The organism is Acinetobacter sp. CAU_H_29a_1 (genome assembly GCF_058599505.1).
This window is the reverse complement of sequence record NZ_CM178655.1, coordinates 805,985-828,117: the sequence shown is the minus strand read 5'-3', so window position 1 is coordinate 828,117 and position 22,133 is coordinate 805,985. Positions and strand designations below refer to the sequence as shown.

The 22,133-nt window shown below is 37.3% G+C and carries 16 protein-coding genes, 5 pseudogenes and 1 other annotated feature; of the genes and pseudogenes, 5 read left to right on the top strand and 16 right to left on the bottom strand.

Annotation, left to right across the window (positions count from 1 at the left end; translation table 11 throughout):
* Positions 1 to 106: 106 nt before the first annotated feature.
* Entirely contained in the window at positions 107 to 244 is a 138-nt protein-coding gene (locus AC4MDD_RS04145) for a hypothetical protein (protein ID WP_004695369.1), read from the top strand.
* A gap of 137 nt (positions 245 to 381) precedes the next feature.
* Positions 382 to 1,665: a ribonucleotide-diphosphate reductase subunit beta gene (locus AC4MDD_RS04140; protein WP_335997564.1), complete on the top strand. Its 1,284-nt coding sequence runs from the start codon at positions 382 to 384 to the stop codon at positions 1,663 to 1,665.
* Between the two features lie 415 nt (positions 1,666 to 2,080).
* Here the strand turns inward: AC4MDD_RS04140 and AC4MDD_RS04135 are convergent.
* The 5 genes and pseudogenes from AC4MDD_RS04135 to AC4MDD_RS04115 all read right to left on the bottom strand — a co-directional run bounded on the left by AC4MDD_RS04135 (position 2,081) and on the right by AC4MDD_RS04115 (position 7,662).
* Positions 2,081 to 3,171 (bottom strand): IS4-like element ISAba1 family transposase gene (locus AC4MDD_RS04135; protein WP_100607965.1). Its coding sequence is split into 2 segments (ribosomal slippage): positions 2,081 to 2,631 and positions 2,631 to 3,171, totalling 1,092 coding nucleotides; the frame shifts between segments, so codons are not numbered across the junction.
* A gap of 396 nt (positions 3,172 to 3,567) precedes the next feature.
* Positions 3,568 to 4,053, bottom strand: a pseudogene (locus AC4MDD_RS04130) (IS3 family transposase); the annotation flags it as partial.
* 79 nt (positions 4,054 to 4,132) lie between these two features.
* Complete coding sequence (gene ltrA / locus AC4MDD_RS04125; protein ID WP_004826931.1) at positions 4,133 to 5,374, bottom strand: group II intron reverse transcriptase/maturase; 1,242 nt, start codon at positions 5,372 to 5,374, stop codon at positions 4,133 to 4,135.
* Between the two features lie 504 nt (positions 5,375 to 5,878).
* Positions 5,879 to 6,636 (bottom strand): annotated as a pseudogene (locus AC4MDD_RS04120) (IS3 family transposase); the annotation flags it as partial.
* Positions 6,245 to 6,361: a sequence feature (AL1L pseudoknot), on the bottom strand. Its footprint overlaps the pseudogene before it by 117 nt.
* A gap of 213 nt (positions 6,637 to 6,849) precedes the next feature.
* The gene (locus tag AC4MDD_RS04115) at positions 6,850 to 7,662 is read right to left on the bottom strand and encodes a PoNe immunity protein domain-containing protein (protein WP_491882595.1); all 813 of its coding nucleotides are present in this window, start codon (positions 7,660 to 7,662) and stop codon (positions 6,850 to 6,852) included.
* A 432-nt stretch (positions 7,663 to 8,094) separates the two neighbouring features.
* On the opposite strand from AC4MDD_RS04115, the gene AC4MDD_RS04110 reads away from it, so the two are divergent.
* Both AC4MDD_RS04110 and AC4MDD_RS04105 read left to right on the top strand, forming a co-directional pair.
* Positions 8,095 to 8,418 (top strand): helix-turn-helix domain-containing protein, encoded by a 324-nt coding sequence (locus AC4MDD_RS04110; protein ID WP_020753140.1) that lies wholly within the window; start codon positions 8,095 to 8,097, stop codon positions 8,416 to 8,418.
* Between the two features lie 37 nt (positions 8,419 to 8,455).
* Positions 8,456 to 8,848, top strand: a pseudogene (locus AC4MDD_RS04105) (transposase family protein); the annotation flags it as partial.
* A 77-nt stretch (positions 8,849 to 8,925) separates the two neighbouring features.
* On the opposite strand, the gene AC4MDD_RS04100 reads toward AC4MDD_RS04105, so the two are convergent.
* The 11 genes and pseudogenes from AC4MDD_RS04100 to AC4MDD_RS04050 all read right to left on the bottom strand — a co-directional run bounded on the left by AC4MDD_RS04100 (position 8,926) and on the right by AC4MDD_RS04050 (position 20,284).
* A complete protein-coding gene (locus AC4MDD_RS04100) occupies positions 8,926 to 9,147 on the bottom strand; it encodes a hypothetical protein (RefSeq protein WP_176538171.1) in 222 nt (73 codons plus the stop codon).
* Between the two features lie 79 nt (positions 9,148 to 9,226).
* Positions 9,227 to 10,516, bottom strand: coding sequence for a type VI immunity family protein (locus AC4MDD_RS04095; protein WP_491882594.1), 1,290 nt, complete (start codon positions 10,514 to 10,516; stop codon positions 9,227 to 9,229).
* Between the two features lie 92 nt (positions 10,517 to 10,608).
* Positions 10,609 to 10,758, bottom strand: a pseudogene (locus AC4MDD_RS04090) (hypothetical protein); the annotation flags it as partial.
* 173 nt (positions 10,759 to 10,931) lie between these two features.
* Complete coding sequence (locus AC4MDD_RS04085) at positions 10,932 to 11,465, bottom strand: hypothetical protein (protein ID WP_491882347.1); 534 nt, start codon at positions 11,463 to 11,465, stop codon at positions 10,932 to 10,934.
* A complete protein-coding gene (locus tag AC4MDD_RS04080; RefSeq protein ID WP_491882346.1) occupies positions 11,393 to 11,995 on the bottom strand; it encodes a hypothetical protein in 603 nt (200 codons plus the stop codon). Before AC4MDD_RS04080 ends, AC4MDD_RS04085 begins: the two co-directional genes overlap by 73 nt.
* A gap of 246 nt (positions 11,996 to 12,241) precedes the next feature.
* Positions 12,242 to 13,537, bottom strand: coding sequence for a type VI immunity family protein (locus AC4MDD_RS04075; protein WP_491882345.1), 1,296 nt, complete (start codon positions 13,535 to 13,537; stop codon positions 12,242 to 12,244).
* The gene (locus AC4MDD_RS04070; protein ID WP_491882344.1) at positions 13,537 to 13,926 is read right to left on the bottom strand and encodes a hypothetical protein; all 390 of its coding nucleotides are present in this window, start codon (positions 13,924 to 13,926) and stop codon (positions 13,537 to 13,539) included. Before AC4MDD_RS04070 ends, AC4MDD_RS04075 begins: the two co-directional genes overlap by 1 nt.
* 82 nt (positions 13,927 to 14,008) lie before the next feature.
* Positions 14,009 to 15,076: a PoNe immunity protein domain-containing protein gene (locus AC4MDD_RS04065; protein ID WP_491882343.1), complete on the bottom strand. Its 1,068-nt coding sequence runs from the start codon at positions 15,074 to 15,076 to the stop codon at positions 14,009 to 14,011.
* 78 nt (positions 15,077 to 15,154) lie between these two features.
* Positions 15,155 to 16,432, bottom strand: a complete 1,278-nt coding sequence (locus tag AC4MDD_RS04060) for a type VI immunity family protein (protein WP_491882342.1) — start codon at positions 16,430 to 16,432, stop codon at positions 15,155 to 15,157.
* On the bottom strand, positions 16,432 to 17,430 hold the full coding sequence (locus AC4MDD_RS04055) for a hypothetical protein (protein ID WP_078426824.1): 999 nt from the start codon (positions 17,428 to 17,430) through the stop codon (positions 16,432 to 16,434). Before AC4MDD_RS04055 ends, AC4MDD_RS04060 begins: the two co-directional genes overlap by 1 nt.
* Positions 17,431 to 17,432: 2 nt before the next feature.
* Positions 17,433 to 20,284, bottom strand: a pseudogene (locus AC4MDD_RS04050) (type VI secretion system Vgr family protein).
* Between the two features lie 148 nt (positions 20,285 to 20,432).
* On the opposite strand from AC4MDD_RS04050, the gene AC4MDD_RS04045 reads away from it, so the two are divergent.
* Positions 20,433 to 21,523, top strand: a protein-coding gene (locus AC4MDD_RS04045; RefSeq protein WP_326942947.1) for an IS4-like element ISAba33 family transposase whose coding sequence is annotated in 2 segments (ribosomal slippage) — positions 20,433 to 20,973 and positions 20,973 to 21,523 — 1,092 coding nt in all. Because the reading frame shifts where the segments join, the coding sequence is not laid out codon by codon here.
* Positions 21,524 to 22,133: the final 610 nt, after the last annotated feature.

The window sequence follows — 22,133 nt, the reverse complement described above, 5'->3', positions numbered from 1 at the left end:
CCTAAAAGGAGGGGAATTACACCAAACTTATTGAGGTGTGAAAATCCTTCTTTAAAAAGGGGGATTTAGGGAGATTAAAAAATTAAAGACAACCTAGGAAATCACCATGCTCCATATGACACATAACTATATGTTAGGTCTTGCGACCTTGGTGATTTCCTTTGTGGTTTTGTTTTATATGCCGATTGCCTACTTTTGGGTAAAAGCAAACCAAAGCAAAAAGCGAAAGCAAAATAAGTCGTGAGAATCACGTTCTATGCACAGTTTTAGAACAACGGTTGGCAAAACTTAATTTTGCTTTCACAAATTAAGCGTATAGTAAGACATCTCAGCAATGCTGGATGTCGATAAAAGATATAAAGCAACGTAGAGAGAATTGATATGTCTATCCTAAGTTGGGACGATTTCGAAGATGATTCGCAAAAACCGGCTGCACCTGAACACAAGTCTGCGCCCGTCGAACCGCAAAAAGCGGCTAATCCGCAGATGGTATCTTCTACAGAGCAACCACAGAAGAATGTGGCAACTGCACAACCCGCTTCAACCCCTAGAAGCCGATCAACAAATCCAGCCGATCCGTTGGCAAGAGCATCTAACGCCTTAGAAAGTTTAGATGTTGCTCCTGGTCTAGAAGAACTAGAAATGGGTGCGCAACGTGTACAGGTTGACGACAAAGCGATGATTAACTGTCGTGCGGACTTAAACCAACTTGTACCGTTCAAATACGAATGGGCTTGGCAGAAATATCTAGACGGTTGTGCAAACCACTGGATGCCACAAGAAGTCAACATGAACCATGACATCGCGCTTTGGAAGTCTGAAAATGGCTTAACTGAAGACGAACGTACTATTGTTATGCGCTCTCTTGGTTTCTTCTCTACAGCAGACTCATTGGTTGCAAACAACTTGGTATTGGCGATTTACCGCCACATTACCAACCCTGAATGCCGTCAGTACATTTTGCGTCAAGCGTTTGAAGAAGCTATTCATACTCACGCTTACCAATACTGTATCGAATCTTTAGGTATGGACGAAGGCGAAGTCTTCAACATGTACCGCGAAGTTCCATCAGTTGCGCGTAAAGCAGCTTGGGGCTTGAAATATACGCAGTCTTTAAGTGATCCTACTTTCCAAACTGGTACACCTGAAAACGACCAAATTTTGCTGCGCAACTTGATCGCGTTCTACTGTGTCCTTGAAGGGATCTTCTTCTACTGTGGTTTCAGCCAAATCTTGTCGATGGGCCGTCGTAATAAAATGAATGGTGTTGCTGAGCAATTCCAATACATCTTACGTGATGAGTCGATGCACTTGAACTTTGGTATCGATATGATTAACCAAATCAAGATCGAAAACCCAAGCTTGTGGACTGCTGAATTCCAAGAAGAAATCATTCAAATGATTCTTGAAGGCACAATGCTTGAAATCGAATATGCGCGTGACACTATGCCACGTGGTGTATTGGGTATGAATGCTGCGATGATGGAAGAATACTTGAAATTCATCTGTAACCGTCGTTTAGCACAGTTGGGCTTGCCTGAGCAGTTTGCTGGTGTGAACAACCCATTCCAGTGGATGTCTGAAATGATGGACTTGCGTAAAGAGAAGAACTTCTTCGAAACGCGTGTGACAGATTATCAGACTGGTGGTGCGCTGAGCTGGTAAGGTAAACCGTCACGCGACACATATGTTGTCATAGAAAAAGGCTGCTATTTGCAGCCTTTTTCTATTAGAAACAAATTATAGTAATTCTTTGATCATACTTATTGAAATCAAATATTCTTGATGATCATCTCTAAATTTACAGAGTAGCGTACTTCTGTACTTTAATCTTTTTCACAGCGCAAAAAGGCTTTTATTCAAAATCACATATCACCAGCTGCCAATAAATCATGATGTTTATCACAATATATTCATTATACCAAGTATAATTCATGTCATTATTCACACTTACAAAGATCCATAAAGGTATATCGACCAATGATTTTGGGGCAAGTTTGTTATTTAAAAAAATGAATCTACTATCTTTCTTGGGCCATTCAGGCATTTCATTATAAGATCTCTCTGTACACGACAAATTTCACAGAACCCTTATCCTATCAGGGTTCTGCCTTCTTAAAATTGCCAAAATTTCCTTAAACTCTTCTTTTTTCCCAAAACCAATTAAACGCTGAATCGCCATTTGAACATAGTCTAAACCATAGCGAAATAAACTCATTGAGAGTCGTCCATGCTTCTTTATTTTTATCGCTTTTTTTTGATCATGTTGCCATTCACCCGTTAAGTAACACCAACAGAAGCTTATAGCTAACACCGCAATCAATTTTTTCACTCGTCTAGGGTCTGTCAAGCGCGTATTTTCAAGATTAAACCCGCGTCCTTTGAGACAACTGAATAAGGTTTCAATTTCCCAGCGTAATGCATAATCCTGAATAGCATTGGCATTAAACTGAGGAGAAACGACGAGTAAAAGCTCTCCATTTTCTAACTGTAGTGCACTTATATATAGTTTCACCCGACCAACCAAAATCCGTCGTTTACGACATTCAATTTGACCAACTTTAAGATGGCGAAATAAATCACTAATTTTATGATTCTTTCCTAAATGATTGGTGACAATGAAGTTTTTTTAACACGAATGCAGAAGTTGATGTCTTGTTCAATTAACCATGTAAACCACTGCTCACCGATAAACTCTCTGTCTGCGAACACATTCACAATACGGTCTTTACCAAAAATGGCTATAAAGCGTTGAATCAAAGCAATGCGCTCTTTCGTATCTGAATTTCCACGTTTATTAAGCAATGTCCAAAGGATAGGTATCGCTATTCCACGATAAACGATTGCGAGCATCAGGATATTAATATTTCGTTTTCCCCATTTCCAATTGGTTCTATCTAAAGTCAGTTGCACTTGGTCGAATGAAAACATATTGAAAATCAACTGAGAAATTTGACGATAATCAAAATACTGACCTGCAAAGAAGCGCTGCATACGTCGATAAAATGATTGTGGTAAGCACTTGATGGGCAAGGCTTTAGATGCAGAAGAAAGATTACATGTTTGCTTTAAAATAATCACAAGCATGATGAGCGCAAAGCACTTTAAATGTGACTTGTTCCATTTTAGAGATTTGTTTAAGATAAGATATAACTCATTGAGATGTATCATAGTATTCGTCGTTAGAAAACAATTATTGTGACATTATTTCAATGAGTTATCTATTTTTGTCGTGTACAGAGATAAGATCTAATAGAATTTCCTAAATCCAACTCCTTAACGAGGATCTTCTCCAAGCATTCACAAATATGTATTTCCTTACTTTTCACTGAAATTTCTCAACACTCTTTCCCCCATCTTACTGAAAAACAAATATTTAGAGATAGATCACTATATACAGAAATAACTCCCCAATTATAAAAATATTCTGTATATGGTTTTACATCATCTACTTTTTTATTCGAAAATTGTGTTTTATCAAAATAACCTAAAAGACTATCCATCTTTAGATCAAATTCATCATAAGATTGAACCGTACCAGGTTTGTCGGAGACTTTTTTATTTAAGTTAGGCCACCTGACCTAACGGGTTAATCTTATCATAGTACATTGCTTCAAACTCAAAAGGCGATACATAACCCAGTGCACTGTGTACACGCTTTTTATTGAACCAATCTACCCAGTTTAGTGTCGCAAGTTGTACATCTGCTAAACCTTGCCAATCTGCTTTTAAATATTCAATCACCTCTGTTTTGTATAAGCCATTCACCGTTTCAGCCAGAGCATTATCGTATGAATCACCAGTTGTACCGACTGATGCTCGTAAATTTGCAGCTTCTAAACGATTGGTATAGCGAATAGAAAGATATTGAACACCTCTATCGGAATGATGAATCACATTCTTTGGCATGCCTCGATCGTGCAATGCTTGCTCCAATGCATCGAGCACCATATCTGTATTCATCCGTGTCGATACTTTCCATCCAACAATTGCTCGTGAGAACACATCAATAACAAATGCGGTATATACCCAGCCTGAATGAGTTTGAATATAGGGGTGAGTAGACCAAGGGAATTTCACCCTTAGCCCCTCGCAGAACCGGACATGAACCTCTCAGCTCATCCGGCTCCCATTATCCAACCGATGGTAAACATCCCATTTTCCAGTGCACAAAGGCATTTGGAAAATCACGCGCAAGTCGCCCTAAGGCATATCTAGCCCGTCTTTTATGACGGGCCAAGTTTTTATACTTACGCCTCATCCAGCGTATAAGATAAGCATTCATGTGTTGCCAGATCGCTGACATTGCTGAACCATGGAATCGACCATAGTATTGCTGCCAACCTTGAAGAATTGGATTGAATATTGCAGATAAATCACTTAATTCGCGATTACACATCAGATGTAGATGCCATTTCCGAATAGTCTGTCGCATTGCTTTAAGTGCATCACGACTGACTGCAGGAGAGAAATTTACATAAACTCTTTTATACTTGTCCACAGCCTTACGGGGCCTAAACGTGTACCCGAGAAAAGTAAATTGAACATCGGGATATGCTTTACGACGATTAATATCTTGGCAATAAACAATCTTTGTCTTGTCTGGATGCAATTCGAGACCACATTCACGAAATCGTGCATCGATCTTTTGTAAAACAAGTTTGGCTTGAGATAAACTCCGACAATGAATTACGCCATCATCTGCATAACGGCAGAACCGTACACTTTGAAGATGTTTCGTAATCCACATATCAAAAGCATAATGCATAAATAAATTCGCCAATAAAGGACTCACAACACCACCTTGTGGTGTGCCGCGATTCCTTTCTAAAAGATGGCCATTTATGTGTTGCATTGGTGCTTTTAACCAACGTTGCACATATAAAAGAATCCATGGAATTTCACAGTGTTTCTTGAGTGCACGCATGAGTAAATCATGGTCGATGTTATCAAAGAGACCTTTGATATCAAATTCCACAACCCAGTCATAATCCCAACTTCGTCTCCTCACTATCGCAATTGCATCATGGGCAGAACGCCCCGGACGATATCCATATGAGTTTGGATGAAATAATGGATCAATTTTCGGCTCTAATAAGAGCTTAACTGCTGTTTGCGCGACTCGATCTGCAACTGTTGGAATACCTAGTATACGCACGCCACCTGACTTCTTTGGAATCGGAACAGCCTTAACTGGCGGTGGAAAATAACTGCCAGAACAAAGTCGATTCCATAGTTTGTATAGGTTGTTCTTTAAATGCTTTTCGAATTGCTCAATAGATTCATGATCAACGCCTGGAGCGCCACCATTCTCTTTGACTTTTTTAAATGCCTCCCAAATTAACGCTTTAGGAATATTAAATGGTTTGGTCATAAAGTTTTGCTCCTCCTGCTTGCACAGTTGACAAATCCGTAGACCTGGATAATGCAACCCCTTCGCTCCATTACCATTACAGTAACTTCAACACTACTACGAGTTGCTCCGCCCCTTGGTGACGCATTGCTATTATCAGCCTTGCCTTTTGAGCTTGTGCCTTTCGCTTGACATCGCCACCGAAGGTTCCCGCAGTTCAACGTAAGAGCCTGAATTAGGATCGCGCTGCCTCTACGCCGGACACCGAATGGCCCGTAAGCAGGTAACGGCCAAACTAATCGCGGGGTAACTTCCATCCCCGGTTTTGATGTCATTTGAGTACTTTCGACACTTGAACGGCAGTTCACTGTTGTTCGCCTTCCTAATTCTTACCTGACATCTCTACGATACCTTTTCCATAACGCTCACGACCGGGACTTTTGATCCAAGCCGCTTATGGTGGTTTGCTACCTGCTCCTGCAAGCCGATAGCGAGGGGCCATACCCTCATCTCTTACGCCGCTTGCTGCGGCACACTAAAGTCACCCACCCATAGTTGGTTTGGATGATCAGCATTAAAATTACGTTTCACTAAATCATCTGCCCGTTTTTGGTCATCTCGGCTACGGGTGGTTTGTTTATTCTTACCTCGCCAAACACCTTGTATACCTAGTTTTTTCATTAATCGAGCAACAGTACAGCGTGCAATAATATAGCCTTCACGTTTTAATTTTTGCCAGACTTTACGTACACCATATCGACCTGAACTTTCCTTCCAAATTCGTTTAATCTCCTCAGCATGATGCAAGTCATGTAAATCTCGCTTTGCTCGATGTTCCCTTGCGAAGCAATGCTTCTCATCGCAGAGATCTAGAGTCCGGTAATAGGTTGAAGGTGCGATCGGTAAAATTCTACAAATCGCATCAACACCATATAAGTCTTTATTGTTATGGATGAAATCCACCATTATTTGTGTGGGCGGTCGAGCTCCGCCTGGGCGAAAAAAGCGGCTGCTTTACGTAGAATTTCATTGGCACGTTTTAATTCTTTAATTTCACGTTCCATTTGCTTCATTTTTTCTTGATCAGATATCTGTTGTACTTTAACTGGATTTTGTTTATCTAAATATTTTTGATACCAAACACGTAGTGTTTCAGGAGTACAACCTATCTTGGGAGCAATAGCAGTGATCGCAGCCCAATTCGATGGATAATCTTTTTCAGATTCAATCAATAATTGAACCGCTCTTTCTCTGATTTCAGGGGTATATTTTAATTTTGTCATCGGAATAGTCTCTCAGAATATTGAGTCTCCGACAAACCCGGTACGGTTCATATCCTTGGTTAGAGGGCCCTTATTTTATATAAAAAGGAACATCTTAAGTTCCTTATGGCTCACATCAATGACTTAAATCCAAAGACCAAATCTCTTCATACAAAAGGTGATTTTGAAGCTCAGGCAACACTTGTCATTACCCTCAACATTCGCTCATTAATCTTAAGGTAGATATTGACTTCGAGCATAATCAGCCAAGTCTTTAGGATAATAGGGTTTATCCCGATAGCTACTATCATCTATTCTTAATATAACGGTAACTGCCGCGGCTTCAAGTGACCAATAGCCTGGAAATTGACTACTCTTATGCCGATCATGATAAGGCTCTCGTTTACTGGCGCCATACCAGTCATCTAGATACTGTGAAATCAGTTTTGGGCGGTCTTCTTCTTTGGCTGTAAAGACTTTATCTAGCTTTCGATAAGGCAACTGCCTTAAATATACAGCTGAAATTTCACGCTCAGGTAACCATGGTGATACCAACTTATCTAACAAGGCATCTTGTTCATCATTTTCATAAGCCAAAATATCCATGATCGTAGGCAAATGTTCAGGTTGAACAAACAGAATCGAAAAGCAGACTAACTGTAGTGCTTCCCAATAGTCACCTGTAACCAATTCTAAATGTGGTACTAAATGACCATCACACTCACTACTTTGATGAAAGTCTAAATGACAAGATTCTGCTTGTTTAAGAGCATAAAGTACATTTGGAAAGTATTCAGACAATACCTTTGCAGAAACACCTGCCGAATAACTAAAGACTATAAGTTCCAAAGAAGCTTCAAAAAAATGATTAGATGATAGGTAAATTGCACCTTTCGGTTTATCTTTTAAAAGTTCTTTGTCGTTGAGTCTCTCTCCAATTGTTTGGACGGACTCTAAAGCTTGATTTATAACATATTCATAATCTTTATATTTTTGATATGGTTCTCTTTTTTGTATTTTCCAATCACTTTCATTCAGTAATCCAATCATCAAAGTTATTCCATCGTTGCTATATCTGACAGTAAAATTATTGGTTGTTTTAAATTGTTTCGTTTACTTTTGGAACAATCATACCCTTGGTTAGAGAGCCTTGATTTTATATAAAAGGAACATCTTAAGTTCCTTATGGCTCACATCAATGACTTAAATCCAAAGACCAAATCATTCCCACCACATATATTGACTGCGAATTTTGGCATAATCTTCTGTCCAGTTTAAAAGATATAGGGAAAGTTCTTAAATAAATACAATAGACTTCCGTCATAAATCAAAAAACGTACAATTTATTTGATCTTAAATTAATCAGCAAAATTATTTAATTCAAGAGATAATCCTTGGATGAAATTCAAAGATATTCAAAAATTATCAGACGTTAAGTTTCGTAGGCTTACCGGTGTTAGTTGGGCTACATTTAACCTCATGTTGGCCGAGCTAAATAAGCATTTACCTCGTCATATTGGTAAAGGACGACCGCATAAATTACCGTTGGAAGATCGTTTGCTCTTATGTATAGAATATTGGAGAGAATATCGAACATTTTTCCATCTTGGTATGAGTTACGGTGTATCTGAAACGAGTGCAATTCGTATCACACGTTTTATTGAAGATACCTTAATCGGTTCTGGAAAATTTAACTTGCCAAAACAACTTCCTAATCGAGATGAAGTGGATTGGGAAGTTGTTGTGATTGATGCAACTGAAATATTAGTTCAACGTCCAAAAAAAACAGAAGAAATGGTATAGCGGTAAAAAAAAGCGACATACCTTTAAATTTCAGCTATCTATGCACTATACAACAGGTGAAATACTGAGTGTATGTGGAAGTCATGGAAGCATGCATGATTTTAAAATATTTAAAAAAAGCATGAGGAAATTAAAATTTAAGCCCTTTTTTATCGTTGATAAGGGGTATTTAGGGATAAAGAAATTGGGTTTTGGATGCCTCATGCCATCTAAAGCAAAGAAAACTGAAAAACTAGATTCTGAATTAAAAAAGTTAAATAGAGAGATTGGTCGTAGACGAATTCAAGTAGAGCATGTATTTGGAAGGATGAAATGTTTTAAGATTTTATCTTGTGTATATAGAAATCGTCGTAAAAGATTAAACCTGCGGTTTAATTTACTTGCTGGCATATACAATTTAGATTGGGTGAAAGATAAACAATTAAATTGATTGAAAAATGATTTATGAAGGAAGTCTAATATCCTCGCCTTAAGAATATTGTAATGAAATAAAATTTAAGGCATCTTTTAATCTTTGATGCCCAACAGTCTAATTTTACTGGATTTAGCATTTGCCTTATATTTTTGAAAACCGTCAGTTACTGAATAAATGCCATTTAAAAATTCATCACAACATTCCTGATAATCTAGTTCTGTTAAATAATTATCTCTAAAATTTTCATGAATTAATATTTTTTGATTAGATCGCTGTTCCCAATCAATATTTAAATCACTTATTTGGTTATTCAACTCTTTTACTCCGGCAACATTTCATTTAGTAAAAGTAAAAAACCATCCAAACGTAGATGGCTTTTCTCAAATGATTCAATTAATTTTCATCATCCCAATACCAATAGACCTCTCCCCAATCTAGTTCTGAAAAGGTTGGAAGAATATCACCTTGTTCAAAATACTGTCGTAAATCCGGTCGTGCTGGAGTTTGCCAATAGCCTGTTTGTGGGCATGGCTCTCCACCTTTCACTTTAAGTTTTTCTTCTTCCAATGATAGGTTACTAACCTTATTGACTCGTTTGCCTTCAGGCCAACTGCTATCTTCATCAAAACGGGCAATCCATTGGGGAGAACTTTCTATATCAAATCTTGGATTAGGGTCATCATCCCATGCATCTAACGTAGTTAGCTTCAAGTCATTACAACGTATTGGTTTTATCAGGTCATTTGCCCTCACCAATAAATCTGGAATACCCTCTTCAACAGGATAAAGTGACAGTTCCCCAAGTTGAATCCAAAGACTGAATTTTTCAGGATCTGTTGCATCTAGCAATTTGGTGATCTCTATCCGTGGATCATCTAGTTTTAAGCGGATTTTCTCCTCGCTTAAACCTAATTTATCGATCCAATAGGGAGATAATAAAAAACACCAAGTTGGGGTGCGAATTCCTGCGGCTAATGAAGGTGTATAGATAAAGCCATCCAAATCATCATGGGAGTGATTCATATTAGGATGATCTATATCCAGCCCATAAAAGTAATCACTAAAAATACGTTCTGCTGTTTCAAACTCAGGCGAAACAATATTAAAGTTTGTCGAATTTCCAATTTCATAGCCACTATAAGCTTGTATCGGATTAAGTTTAATTAAACAATGTTGAACAAACTGATACCATTTTGACTTATGTTCTCTATACCATTTTTCACCAAATGACAGCTTTAATGTCGTATACCTACTATTATTGTTATCTGAAAATTGAGCACAAAAAGCCCAACGGGCACTTTGAATTGAAGAGTCTGCTGTCGTTGCAGCAATAAAATAAACAAAGTATTTTTTATAGCCCTCATGCATTTGCTCCATCATTTCTTGACGAGTTTTTTTCCACTTCTCAGCTTTCTTCCATGTACTTGCTCCATCTTTTGCTTTTCTATAACGCAACTTAAATGGCCTATCAATTATTTCATTTTCAAATGCTTCATAAACGTCAATTGCTTTATTAGCAACCTCCTCCACTTCATCATCCTGATGATAAATGTAAAAAGTAATATATGGAGCTATGCCAAACTCTTCTTGTTCATAGCCATAGATATGGTCACTATCTTTTTTAAATTCTGCTATATAGTCAACGACTTCTTCTTCGCTTAAAAATAATTTATCATCATGTATTGCATCACTCATCGTCTTGTACCACTTCCTTTCGACTTCTTTAACTTCTGCTGTTGTGATTGATCCTTGGGACTCACATCTTCTAGATAACGGAATGATGACCATTTAAAACCTTCGCCTTGGTATTCTATGGACTTGATCCCTACGAGTTTTTTGGTATCAGGCAACTTACCGACTTGATCAAATTTGGTTGAGCTACGTTGTGCCTCATAAATCCATCCAGCCACAAATAATCTATCTATGGTGATCTCATCGAGCAATTTACTCCGCCATATTTATTAGATAATTTAGCCGTTATAAAAAACCATCCAAGTGAGGATAGCTTTTCTCAAATGATTCCAATTAATCTTCACCGTCAAACTGCCAGTACACATCCCCCCAATCACTTTCAAAATCAGGAAAAATGTCACCTTTATTAAAAATCTTCTTGATTTTTTTTTGCTGTAGTGTACCAATAGCCTGATTGAGGGCAATGCTCCCGACCCCGAACATTATTTGTGAATTGATGATCAATAGGATCGTTAAGTGGATGTGTAATTCTCTCCCATACTTCTCCATTGAATCGAATCAATTTTTTATAAGAAAGAACCCATAGAATACCTTCTTTTTCCTCTATAGACGTAATTCCTTTAATATCTTTAATGGCATCAACTAATTGATAAATTCCTTCTGCATATATATATAGGCCATCTTCTGATGCAATATATAACTTATCTTTATAGTAAGCGGTAGAATAGAAAGTAGAGTTGATACTTATATTTTTTAGATTTTTAAAACCATCTTTAAAATTACCCTTTATTAAAGTTCCATACGCTCCTGAAATTATAATGTTCTCTTTATCTGGGCATATTGTAATTCCATATAAAGGGGAAGGAGTTATTCTTTCAATAACATTCCAAGATGATCCATTATAATGGGATATGAAACCTTCATTTTTTTTATACCACAAATATAAATATCATTAGAATTAAATCCATTTATATCATAAAGATTAATATCAAAGCTCAACTCCAAATCCATATTTAATTCATCTGTTTTTGGAATATTTAATACTTCTTCAGAAAAACCTATTCCTAATGCTCTCCAATCCTCATTATGATTCACATAAATTTGAGATCCATCGCCACAAACATACAACAAATTATCTATAACTCTAATTCTATTGAATTGCCCTTGGATTTTGGAATCATCAATCTCGCGAATTTTTTGTAGTCGATTTTTATTTTCTTGAAAGATGCATAAGTCACCATCTTGCTCAAGTGCAAGCAAAGAAGATACCCCTGAATTTTCAAAAAAGGCTACGGAAATAACTTTCCAACCATCTAAATCTATACCTACCCATTCATTAGATTGGTGTTTATATATGAATGTTTTTGAAAAGAGATCCCAAGTATCTAAGCTATCAAGATTAGAAGTCAGATAAAAATTTGATTGGCTTATAGCACAACCAGTAATAAATGTTATTGATGAATTATTCATTTAGCTTAATCTCGAAGTCATTCACTTAATAGGTGATCCAAAAACATTGGGAGGTAGTGTCCTAGCAGTGTTACCCCTTACATCTACTCGTACTCGATAAGTAGGAGCTAATCCTTTTGCCTGATGATAAACACGCAATTGAGTAGCTAGACTTACTGCACTGCATTATCTAACTTCAAGGTGTCTATAAAATTGGTTACTATTCAATGGTAACGTTCTGTAGAGACTGCCTAAACTATCAACAAACTACTCTCTACCCGCCCAATACCAATAGACCTCTCCCCAATCTAGTTCTGAAAAGGTTGGAAGAATATCACCTTGTTTAAAGTATTGTCGTGAATCAGGTCGTGCTGGAGTTTGCCAATAGCCAGTTCGTGGACATGACTCTCCACCTTTCACTTTGAGCGCCTCTTCCTCTAACGATAATCCATTCACCTTATTGATTCGTTTTCCTTCAGGCCAACTGCTGTCTTCATCAAAACGACGCATCCATGCAATACCCTCTTCGTAACTCAGATGCTCATTTGGATCATCATCCCATTGTGCATAACCGACCAGTTTCAGCTCATCACAACGTATCGGCTTAATTAAAGCATTGGCATAAACAGGCAAAACAGGCACACCGTCTTCAACAGGATACATGGAGAGTTCCCCAAGTCGAATCCATAATCCTGTTTGATTTTCTGGATACTCGATTTCCTTAATTTCAACTTCTTTAAAGCGGTTAAAGTAAGCTTTGATCTCTTCGGCAGTTTTATCTAATTTTGTAATCCAATATGGATCCAGTAAAAAGCTCCAGACAGGTGTTCGAATGCCAGAGCCTAATTTTCGTTCATTGATATAACCATCAGGGTCATCATGAGTATTACTGCCATTAAAACTCGGATGATCAATATCAACTCCATAGAAAGCTTGAGTAACAATCTTTTCTAAACTGTTAATTTCATAACTACCTAAATGCAAAGACGCGGCTTGAGCTATCTCAAATCCACTGTAGGTATGACGAGGCTTTAATTTATCAATACAACGTTCAACAAACTGATTCCACTTCTCTTTATTATCCTGACTTGCAATATACCAAGCATACCTAAAGTTCATTTTTAAGACACTATATGTATCAGTATATGGCGTTACTCTAAAATAATATGCCCATACTGCTGAGCTAATTTCTGTATCATCTGAGGCTGTTGCAGCAAATGATAAAAAATCATCTCTAGCATATTGTTTTTGGCAAGTTTGCTCTAAATCTGCCAATAACATTTGAGCATTTTCAGATTTAACAAATATATCTTTAACAGGATGTTTGAAAGAAATCCATTCTTCATTTTTGATTTGGTTAAACTCATTAAAGATTTCAATGAACTTATTAATCAGTTGTGGGGCTTCTTCTGCTGAGTGATAAACATAAAAAGAAACATAGGGTCCAATACCGTATACATCCCCCCCTTCGTCACCAATTACCCAGAGTTTATCCGTTGCTTTAATCTTTTCAATCCATTCAGCTTGGTCTGCTTCGCTTACAAAAGGTTCAACCGTACTCATTATCGCCCACCTCCAGCAGACTTCTTGGTTCCTGTTTTTTCATTCGGTTTTTTCTTACCTTCTTCTAAGGCGATATCTTCAGGGTATCGAAACAAAGAAATATAGCCACCTTCATGTACGCCCTTACCCGAATAGTTGTTATGTTTGCCATACTTTTTCTCCTTTGCCTTTTTACACGCCTCTAATAATCGATCATATTGGTTAAACTGCTTATCTTTAATCGAATCCTCCTGAAACTTGATTTCTACAATCGCAAAAAGATTTGTTTTTGAGATCGGTTCCAAACGAGATTCTGCAATAACTAGATCGGCAGCTTTGGTCGGACTGCGTTGTGCCTCATAAATCCATCCAGCCACAAATAATCTATCTATGGTGATCTTATCGAGCAATTTACTCCGCCATATTTTTTAGATAATTTAGTCATTATAAAAAACCATCCAAATAAGGATGGTTTTTTATAAAATGATTAAATTATTTTTCACCATCCCAATACCAATACACTTCCCCCCAATCGAGCTCGATAAGTGCAGGAACAATCTCACCTTGTTTAAAGTATTGTCGTGAATCTGGTTGTGCTGTTGTTCTCCAATAACCTGTTTTAATACAGGCTTCTCCACCCTTAACTTTCATTCGTTCTAATTGTTGATCATCTAAAACTACTTTTGACTGTGTTCGAGCAAAATCAACCAAATCTTTTGGATAGAACTGATGTTCACGATATGACGTATCATCTATATCCAGCAACCACGTTACCGCTGCTGCTTCCCATGACCAATAGCCATAGTAACCTCTTCCTGATCTTAAATCAGTTTGAGGATGCTGATCATAATAAGGCTCTCGGCGGCTCGCCTCATACCAATCTTCTAAATATTGCAGCATTAAAGCTGGACGCTGTTCAGGTGAAGCATTAAACACGTTAATCAGCTTACGATAAGGCAAATGTCGTCTTGCTTCATCTGGTGGAGTTCCACGATCTGCAACAAATGGAGCAACTAAACGTTCAATTAATCCATCTTTTTCCTGTCCTTCAGGTGTTGCTTCTACATAGTCAATGATTGGCATAATCCGATCCATCTGGTCTGCATAGCCAGTCAACAGCCCAAAACAAATCAGACGTAAAGCAATATACCAATAGTCTTCTGTTCCCAAACTAATATGCCAAACAAATCGTCCATCAGCATCAGGACTTAAATTATATAAATGGCTTGCTTCTGCGTACTCTTCTGTCCAATGAAGTAGATATGGATATATTTCTTTTAAAAACTCAAGACTTCCGCCTGCCGAATACTGTAAAGACATTAAATTTAAGACATCGTTTAAACGCTGATGACCTGCCGCAATATAGCCACCATATTTTTTTTCATTTTTATAATTACTAAAACCATCCGTTACGGAATATATCCCATTCACAAATGTATCAAATCTTTTGCTATACATTTTTTGTTCAAGCAAATTATCTCTAAATAAAGCAGGGTCTTTTATTTCTAAACTTAACCACTTTTGCCAATCTATTGTCTGCTCATTTACTTGTATGGACATTTATTAACGCTCCAGCATGTCATTCGGTAAAAGTAAAAAAACCATCCGAAAGAGGATGGCTTTTCTAAAATGATTAAATTATTTTTCACCATCCCAATACCAATAGACCTCTCCCCAGTCTAGTTCTGAAAAGGTTGGAAGAATATCACCTTCTTCAAAATACTGTCGTAAATCCGGTCGTGCTGGAGTTTGCCAATAGCCTGTTTGTGGGCATGGCTCTCCACCTTTCACTTTAAGTTTTTCTTCTTCCAATGATAGGTTACTAACCTTATTGACTCGTTTGCCTTCAGGCCAACTGCTATCTTCATCAAAACGGGCAATCCATTGGGGAGAACTTTCTATATCAAATCTTGGATTAGGGTCATCATCCCATGCATCTAACGTAGTTAGCTTCAAGTCATTACAACGTATTGGTTTTATCAGGTCATTTGCCCTCACCAATAAATCTGGAATACCCTCTTCAACAGGATAAAGTGACAGCTCCCCAAGTTGAATCCAAAGACTGAATTTTTCAGGATCTGTTGCATCTAGCAATTTGGTGATCTCTATCCGTGGATCATCTAGTTTTAAGCGGATTTTCTCCTCGCTTAAACCTAATTTATCGATCCAATAGGGAGATAATAAAAAACACCAAGTTGGGGTGCGAATTCCTGCGGCTAATGAAGGTGTATAGATAAAGCCATCCAAATCATCATGGGAGTGATTCATATTAGGATGATCTATATCCAGCCCATAAAAGTAATCACTAAAAATACGTTCTGCTGTTTCAAACTCAGGCGAAACAATATTAAAGTTTGTCGAATTTCCAATTTCATAGCCACTATAAGCTTGTATCGGATTAAGTTTAATTAAACAATGTTGAACAAACTGATACCATTTTGACTTATGTTCTCTATACCATTTTTCACCAAATGACAGCTTTAATGTCGTATACCTACTATTATTGTTATCTGAAAATTGAGCACAGAAAACCCAACGGGCACTTTGATTAGGAGAATTCCCTGTAGTTGCTGCTATAAAATATACAGGATACCTCTTAAAACTTTGGTGCATTTCATTGATTAACTCTTTATGAGAAGGCTTCCATTTATTGGCATTTTTCCAGACACCTGTATCCCGATAGCGTCGCTTAAATGGCTTATCAATTATTTTATTTTCAAAATCTTCATAAATATTGATAATTTTATTGGCAATTTCCTCTACTTCATTATCCTGATGGTAAATATAAAATGTGATGTAGGGACAAATGCCAAACTCTTCTTGTTCGTACCCATAAGTGTGATAACTATCTTTTTTAAACTCTGCTATATAGTCAGTCACTTCATCTTGACTTAAAAATAACTCTTCGTCATTCATTATATTTTACCCTTTCCTTTTGACTTCTTTGGCTGTTGCTGTTGTGGTTGATCCTTAGGACTTACATCTTCAGGATAACGAAACAGTGACAACTTAAAGCCCTCACTTGCCGTTATCTTGCTGGTTTTCTTTTCTGCAGCACATTGCTTTTTTAAATCGTCATAAGCCTTAAATTGCTTATCATCAATTCGATCACCTTGAAACTTGATTTCAACTAATGCAAAAATATTGGTCAGAGTTAAAGGTTCACCACGATACTCAGGAATAATAATATCAGCACCAATTGTATTCTTTCCTTTATAGGGCATCGGCCAGAATGGATTGATATCAGAACCTGTACGCTTGATTCGTGTTTTCCCCTCTAATAAAGGTGCAAGGTACTTCTTCGTTTTAACATCATAACCAAAACAGACTTCAGCTTTTAATGGACTTTTCCATTTGACAATTTCATCCATGAATTCAAACATAAAATTTACAGCAAGTTGTTTCAGTCTCACAATGATATATTCATCAACATTTGCTCCTGCCAGTTCTTGAGCACTCATTTTTAGAAGCTTTGCAACAACATCCACTTTACTTTTAGGAACTATATCCTTTAACTTTTTCCCTTTCTGCTTTCTCAACTGAATCATAGGTAGTTGTTCTGCTTTTTCACAAACCTGACTTATGATTGAACGAAATGGTGTCTTTTGTTTGATTGCAGCAGTAATCACATTACTTTTTGTCTGGGGTCTCCCAGATGCAGCTTTGGTATTGTTACTTTGCTTATCACCAGTAGTTAATGTCGTTAGTAAGACCTTTTCTTTTTCCTTATCAATTTTATCTGAAATCTCTTGACCAAGATTTTTCATGATTTTTTTAATTTCTTCTTTAGCCTTTTTAATGTTGTCCTGATAGTTTTTCACCTCACCATAAGCATTAGAAGCTGTACGGTATATTTCATATGCTGTTATTGCATAACCTGCCAATTTAACAACGACAATAATAGCTGGAAGCATCGTTACTCTCCATCCAACTCAGATTCTAGTTTTTTTGATTTTTCTTCTAATTTTGCTTCCCAATTTTCAGTCAATCGCTCGCTTTCTCTCATCACCGATTTATATCCAATAATTCTTTCTCTAGTTTCCGTAACAACCTGCTCTGTAAATCCGTACTCATCTGTAATACCTTCTTTCATTAAATTATTCTGATTATCAGAAATAAAGTACTTATATCCTTTAAAATTTCGACCATCTGCTTTAAATAGTTGATATTGCGCTGAGTAAGGTGACTGAGCAAATTCTAGTTTAGGTAATTGGGGCAAATTAGGTGAAACCTCTCCCCCGCTCATAAACTTATGTTGCCCCGCCTTAACCTCAAACTTTCCACTCGTTGTTGCAAAGACTCCAGAACTATTAATCTTAAGTTCCGAACCATCAGCGATTAATTTAATTTCTTTAGGGCTGGTAATGTAAATGGCATCTTCAGTTGAAATGATCTGTACACCTTTACGTGCTATCAAATCAGCCCCATCTGCTTGAGCCTGTATTTCAACTTTGCCTTTACCTGCATAGAATTTCGCACCGTCCTGTGCTGCAAACAAACTGATTTTACTTTGTGCATGTGCAAGTAAATTCTTTTGGGTACTAAAATTAATACTGCCCCCTGCACTATGACCAATTTGACCATCTGCTGAAAGGTGAACATCTTCATTTGTAGTCAGAGCAATCGAATGGGGGGAGGTCAATATCATTAAAGCTTGTTTAAATGCTTTTGCCTTCGCCTCACTTTCTTGTTCAATTTGTTCAATAAACTCTTTTAGATTATCCAGTATTTCTAATGGATCGGTTTGTTGATTTTTAGCAATATCACTTAAAGCTTTACTGTTCGTCTGACTATCTTCTAGTTGTTTCTTGGCAATTTCAGCATCTAGATGCTCACCTTTGGCTTGATCTTGTTTATACGTGGAAACAAGTAAGCCTTGCCCAGCACGGACGGCCCCCCACTGGTCAGTACGCAGTTCAAAACCTTCACCTCGTCCATCACTTGTGTCCGTTTCTTTAGGATGACTCAGATTCCCTAAATTCAGTTGTGTCGCACCATGACTGCTTTGTAGTTGGGTACTGATCTGACCCGTCGTGTCATCAAAGCGTAGTTGCCCGAAGCCCTCTCCTTGGTACTCTTTTGATCGAATCCCTGCCAGTTTTTTCGTATCAGGCAGTTTGCCTGTATTGTCAAATTTGCTTGGATGACGTTGTGCTTCATGGATGCGCCCCACGACAAAGGGTCTGTCGATATTGCCATCAAAGAAGTCGATAACCACGATTTCACCAATACGCGGTAAGAAGCGTGCACCATAACCTTCACCAGCCCAAGGTGTGAGCACATCAACCCAAGCAGAATCTGTGTCATTGTCATTTGAACCTGCACCGCCATCGTGAGTATTGTCTTCACTACGGGTGAACAGGAAACGGACTTTAATACGCCCCCATTCATCCACGTGAATTTCTTCACCACTTGGTCCAACCACTTTCGCGCGTTGTGGTGATGCAATAGGGCGTTGTCGCAGCGGATTGTACTCTGGAACAATGCTGATATTACGTCGTTGTAAAACAAGGTGATTGGCTTGGCGTTCGTCTTTATTATTTGTTGTAATTTCAGCCTGTTGCCAATTGGTTTGTTTCAGCAAAGCTGTGATTTGATCGGTCAAATCTTTAGGTAAATTATTCTGATTATAGAATTTTTTTGATGTGATAAAAATTCTTTGTCCGAACCACTATGCTGATCAATTTCAGGGTGCTCATTGAGTTCAAACCAGTAACCCACTTGTGCATCTCGTACAGTCGAGGTAGCCATAAATTGTTTGGCTTGTAAGTCGTAATAGTGACCAAGATTTTGATTAAACTTTTCAATCTGACTATTGCCTGATTTGGTCGTTCCATCTTCACCTTTAAGGTCTTGTATCCATGCAGGTGAGAAATGCCACGCTTGCTCTAAACCTAGGCTGGCGTTGTCTTGATTATCACTATGAATATGTTTACTTTGAACTGAGCCCGCACCTTCTTCTACTTCTAAAGTATTTGCTTGCCAATGTTGAATATGGACAGATGTTGGTTGTATAGAACGCTGCCCGACAAAATTTGTAATCGAATCACTGCTTTCTACAGCACTGCTACGATGGAAGCGAATATTCTGACGCTCTAAACTTTGATATTGGGCATTGTCATCAATCAGTCTAAGTTTTTGTGGCTGAATAGGTTCACTTGAACTGGACACTTTGAGCTGAGATTCATCAATAAGCCAGTTAATCCCCTCTGAAGAGAGCAGCCTTTGAATAAACTCACTATCCAATTCATTCGCTTGCATAATGAATGGGCGCACATCATATTCTTTACTTAAACCACTTTTATCCAAAATCAAACTTGAAGCAAATAAGGGACTACGTTGCAGCCACTCGGCAAAAATAGTTTGAACCACATCAACAACAGACTTCGCCATGAAAACTCTAGAATTACGTCGATGCTTCCATAAGGCTGTCGGGTCTTCCACGGTTAAACGGTATATGGTTAAAGCGCCATCGCTTGCTCCTACATCGGCCTTGGTGATGATGCCTGAAATACGATTGAGTTCTGATTTATCAGTGACAATATCGACAGCCACCTGACTACCAATAAATTGCTTTAACGGAATATGAGCGGAGGTAGATAAGCAAAGAAGCTGTAACTCTATACCTGCATTCAGTTCATGCGTTCCATCTATGCGCTGAAGGAATACTTGTTCGTTAAGCGAAGTATTACTGAACTGAATATGAATGGCACGTTTTTGTGCACTAAGTCCAAGTTGCTCTATTGCAGCGTAAATATTATTGGGCATCGTTATTATTAAATTTTAAGTTGTGGCTGATTGTACAAAAGTCTCAAAAAAAATCTTTAATTTTTTGTAACTTTAATCTTTGTACACGACAAAAAAAGATAACTCATTGAAATAATGGCATAATACTTGTTTTCTGACGACGAATATGATGACACATTTCAATGAGTTACATCTCATCTTAAACAAATATCTAAAGTGGAACAAGTCACATGTAAAATGTTTTACACTGATTATGCTTGCATTAATTGTAAAACAGACATGTAATCTTTCTTCTGCATCTAAAGCCTTACCCATCAAGTGCTTACCACAATCATTTTATCGACGTATACAACGCTTCTTTGCAGATCAGTATTTCGATTATCGTCAAATTTCTCAGTTAATTTTCAATATATTTTCATTTGATAAAGTCCAATTAACTTTGGATAGAACTAATTGGAAATGGGGAAAACGAGATATCAATATCTTGATGTTAGCCATCGTCTATCGTGGAATAGCGATACCTATTGTTTGGACATTGCTCAATAAACGTGGAAATTCAGATACAAAAGAGCGTATTGCTTTGATTCAACGCTTTATCTCCATTTTTGGTAAAGATCGTATTGTGAATGTGTTTGCAGACAGAGAATTTATCGGTGAGAAATGGTTTACATGGTTAATTGAAAATGACATTAACTTCTGTATACGTGTTAAAAAAACTTTATTGTGACCAATCACTTAGCCAAGAATCATAAAATTAGTGATTTATTTCGTCATCTTCAAGTTGGTCAAACTGAATGTCGTAAACGACGTATTTGGGTTGGTCGAGTGAAACTGTATATTAGTGCGCTACGATTAGAAGATGGAGAACTTTTACTTGTTGTTTCTCCTATGTTTAATGCTTCTGCTATTCGTGATTATGCATTACGCTGGGAAATCGAAACCTTATTTAGTTGTCTCAAAGGACGTGGATTCAATCTTGAAAATACTCGTTTAACAGACCCTAGACGAGTCAAAAAATTGATAGCAGTGCTAGCTATCGGTTTCTGTTGGTGCTATTTAACAGGTGAATGGCAACATGATCGAAAAAAAGCGATAAAAATAAAGAAGCATGGACGACTTTCAGTAAGTTTATTTCGCTACGGTTTGGACTATGTTCAAATGGCTATTCTACGTTTGATTGGTTTTGGAAAAAAAGAAGAATTTAAGAAAGTGCTCGCAATTTTAAGAAAGAATAAGCCTGATAGGACAAGGGCCCTGTGAAATTTGTCGTGTACAGAGAACTTTAATAGAATTTTTAAGTTTCAGAGCCTTTTTTCAATAAATGACCGATCCATCTGTAAGTTTCTATTTTTCTAGTTTTTATATTATCCCCCATATTCGCTTAACCCAATTCATTCCTTTATCCATTCTAGAAATATTAAAGTTTTTCAGTTAATACCAGACCACTAAAATTTTATTTTTTTCATACTGGTTTGCAATTTACTCAAACTTCATTTAACCCGTTAATAATTACAGCCTTCTACATAACCCGCAATTCTTGAAGCTGTTGCTTTTCAGGCAATATAGGCACTCCCCCATAGATGATACAGTAGGCTACTACCAATAGCTTATACATAGTAGCAATTGAGCTGCTATCGACAGACAGTTTAGATCATCACCTTATGCAGGATAAATACAAGTTAAGTACATCAATTATTATTCGAAAAAAAGACCCAGTTATTCACGTTAGATTTTTAAATTGAGATCCAGCCAGCTTATGTATATCAATATATGGCATAGAATTAATTACACAGGAAAGATGAGAAAAGCTGAATGAAAAATTATAGTTTATTATAAGTTATACGCGTGATTTATTGATTATCTCTGCAAA

Coding starts and splice junctions, on each gene's coding strand:
- AC4MDD_RS04110 (WP_020753140.1), top strand. CDS start 8,095: ATGTTGGCCGAGCTAAATAAGCATTTACCTCGTCATATTGGTAAAGGA.
- AC4MDD_RS04080 (WP_491882346.1), bottom strand. CDS start 11,995: ATGAATAATTCATCAATAACATTTATTACTGGTTGTGCTATAAGCCAA.
- AC4MDD_RS04145 (WP_004695369.1), top strand. CDS start 107: ATGCTCCATATGACACATAACTATATGTTAGGTCTTGCGACCTTGGTG.
- AC4MDD_RS04075 (WP_491882345.1), bottom strand. CDS start 13,537: ATGAGTACGGTTGAACCTTTTGTAAGCGAAGCAGACCAAGCTGAATGG.
- AC4MDD_RS04140 (WP_335997564.1), top strand. CDS start 382: ATGTCTATCCTAAGTTGGGACGATTTCGAAGATGATTCGCAAAAACCG.
- ltrA (WP_004826931.1), bottom strand. CDS start 5,374: ATGACCAAACCATTTAATATTCCTAAAGCGTTAATTTGGGAGGCATTT.
- AC4MDD_RS04055 (WP_078426824.1), bottom strand. CDS start 17,430: ATGCTTCCAGCTATTATTGTCGTTGTTAAATTGGCAGGTTATGCAATA.
- AC4MDD_RS04060 (WP_491882342.1), bottom strand. CDS start 16,432: ATGAATGACGAAGAGTTATTTTTAAGTCAAGATGAAGTGACTGACTAT.
- AC4MDD_RS04065 (WP_491882343.1), bottom strand. CDS start 15,076: ATGTCCATACAAGTAAATGAGCAGACAATAGATTGGCAAAAGTGGTTA.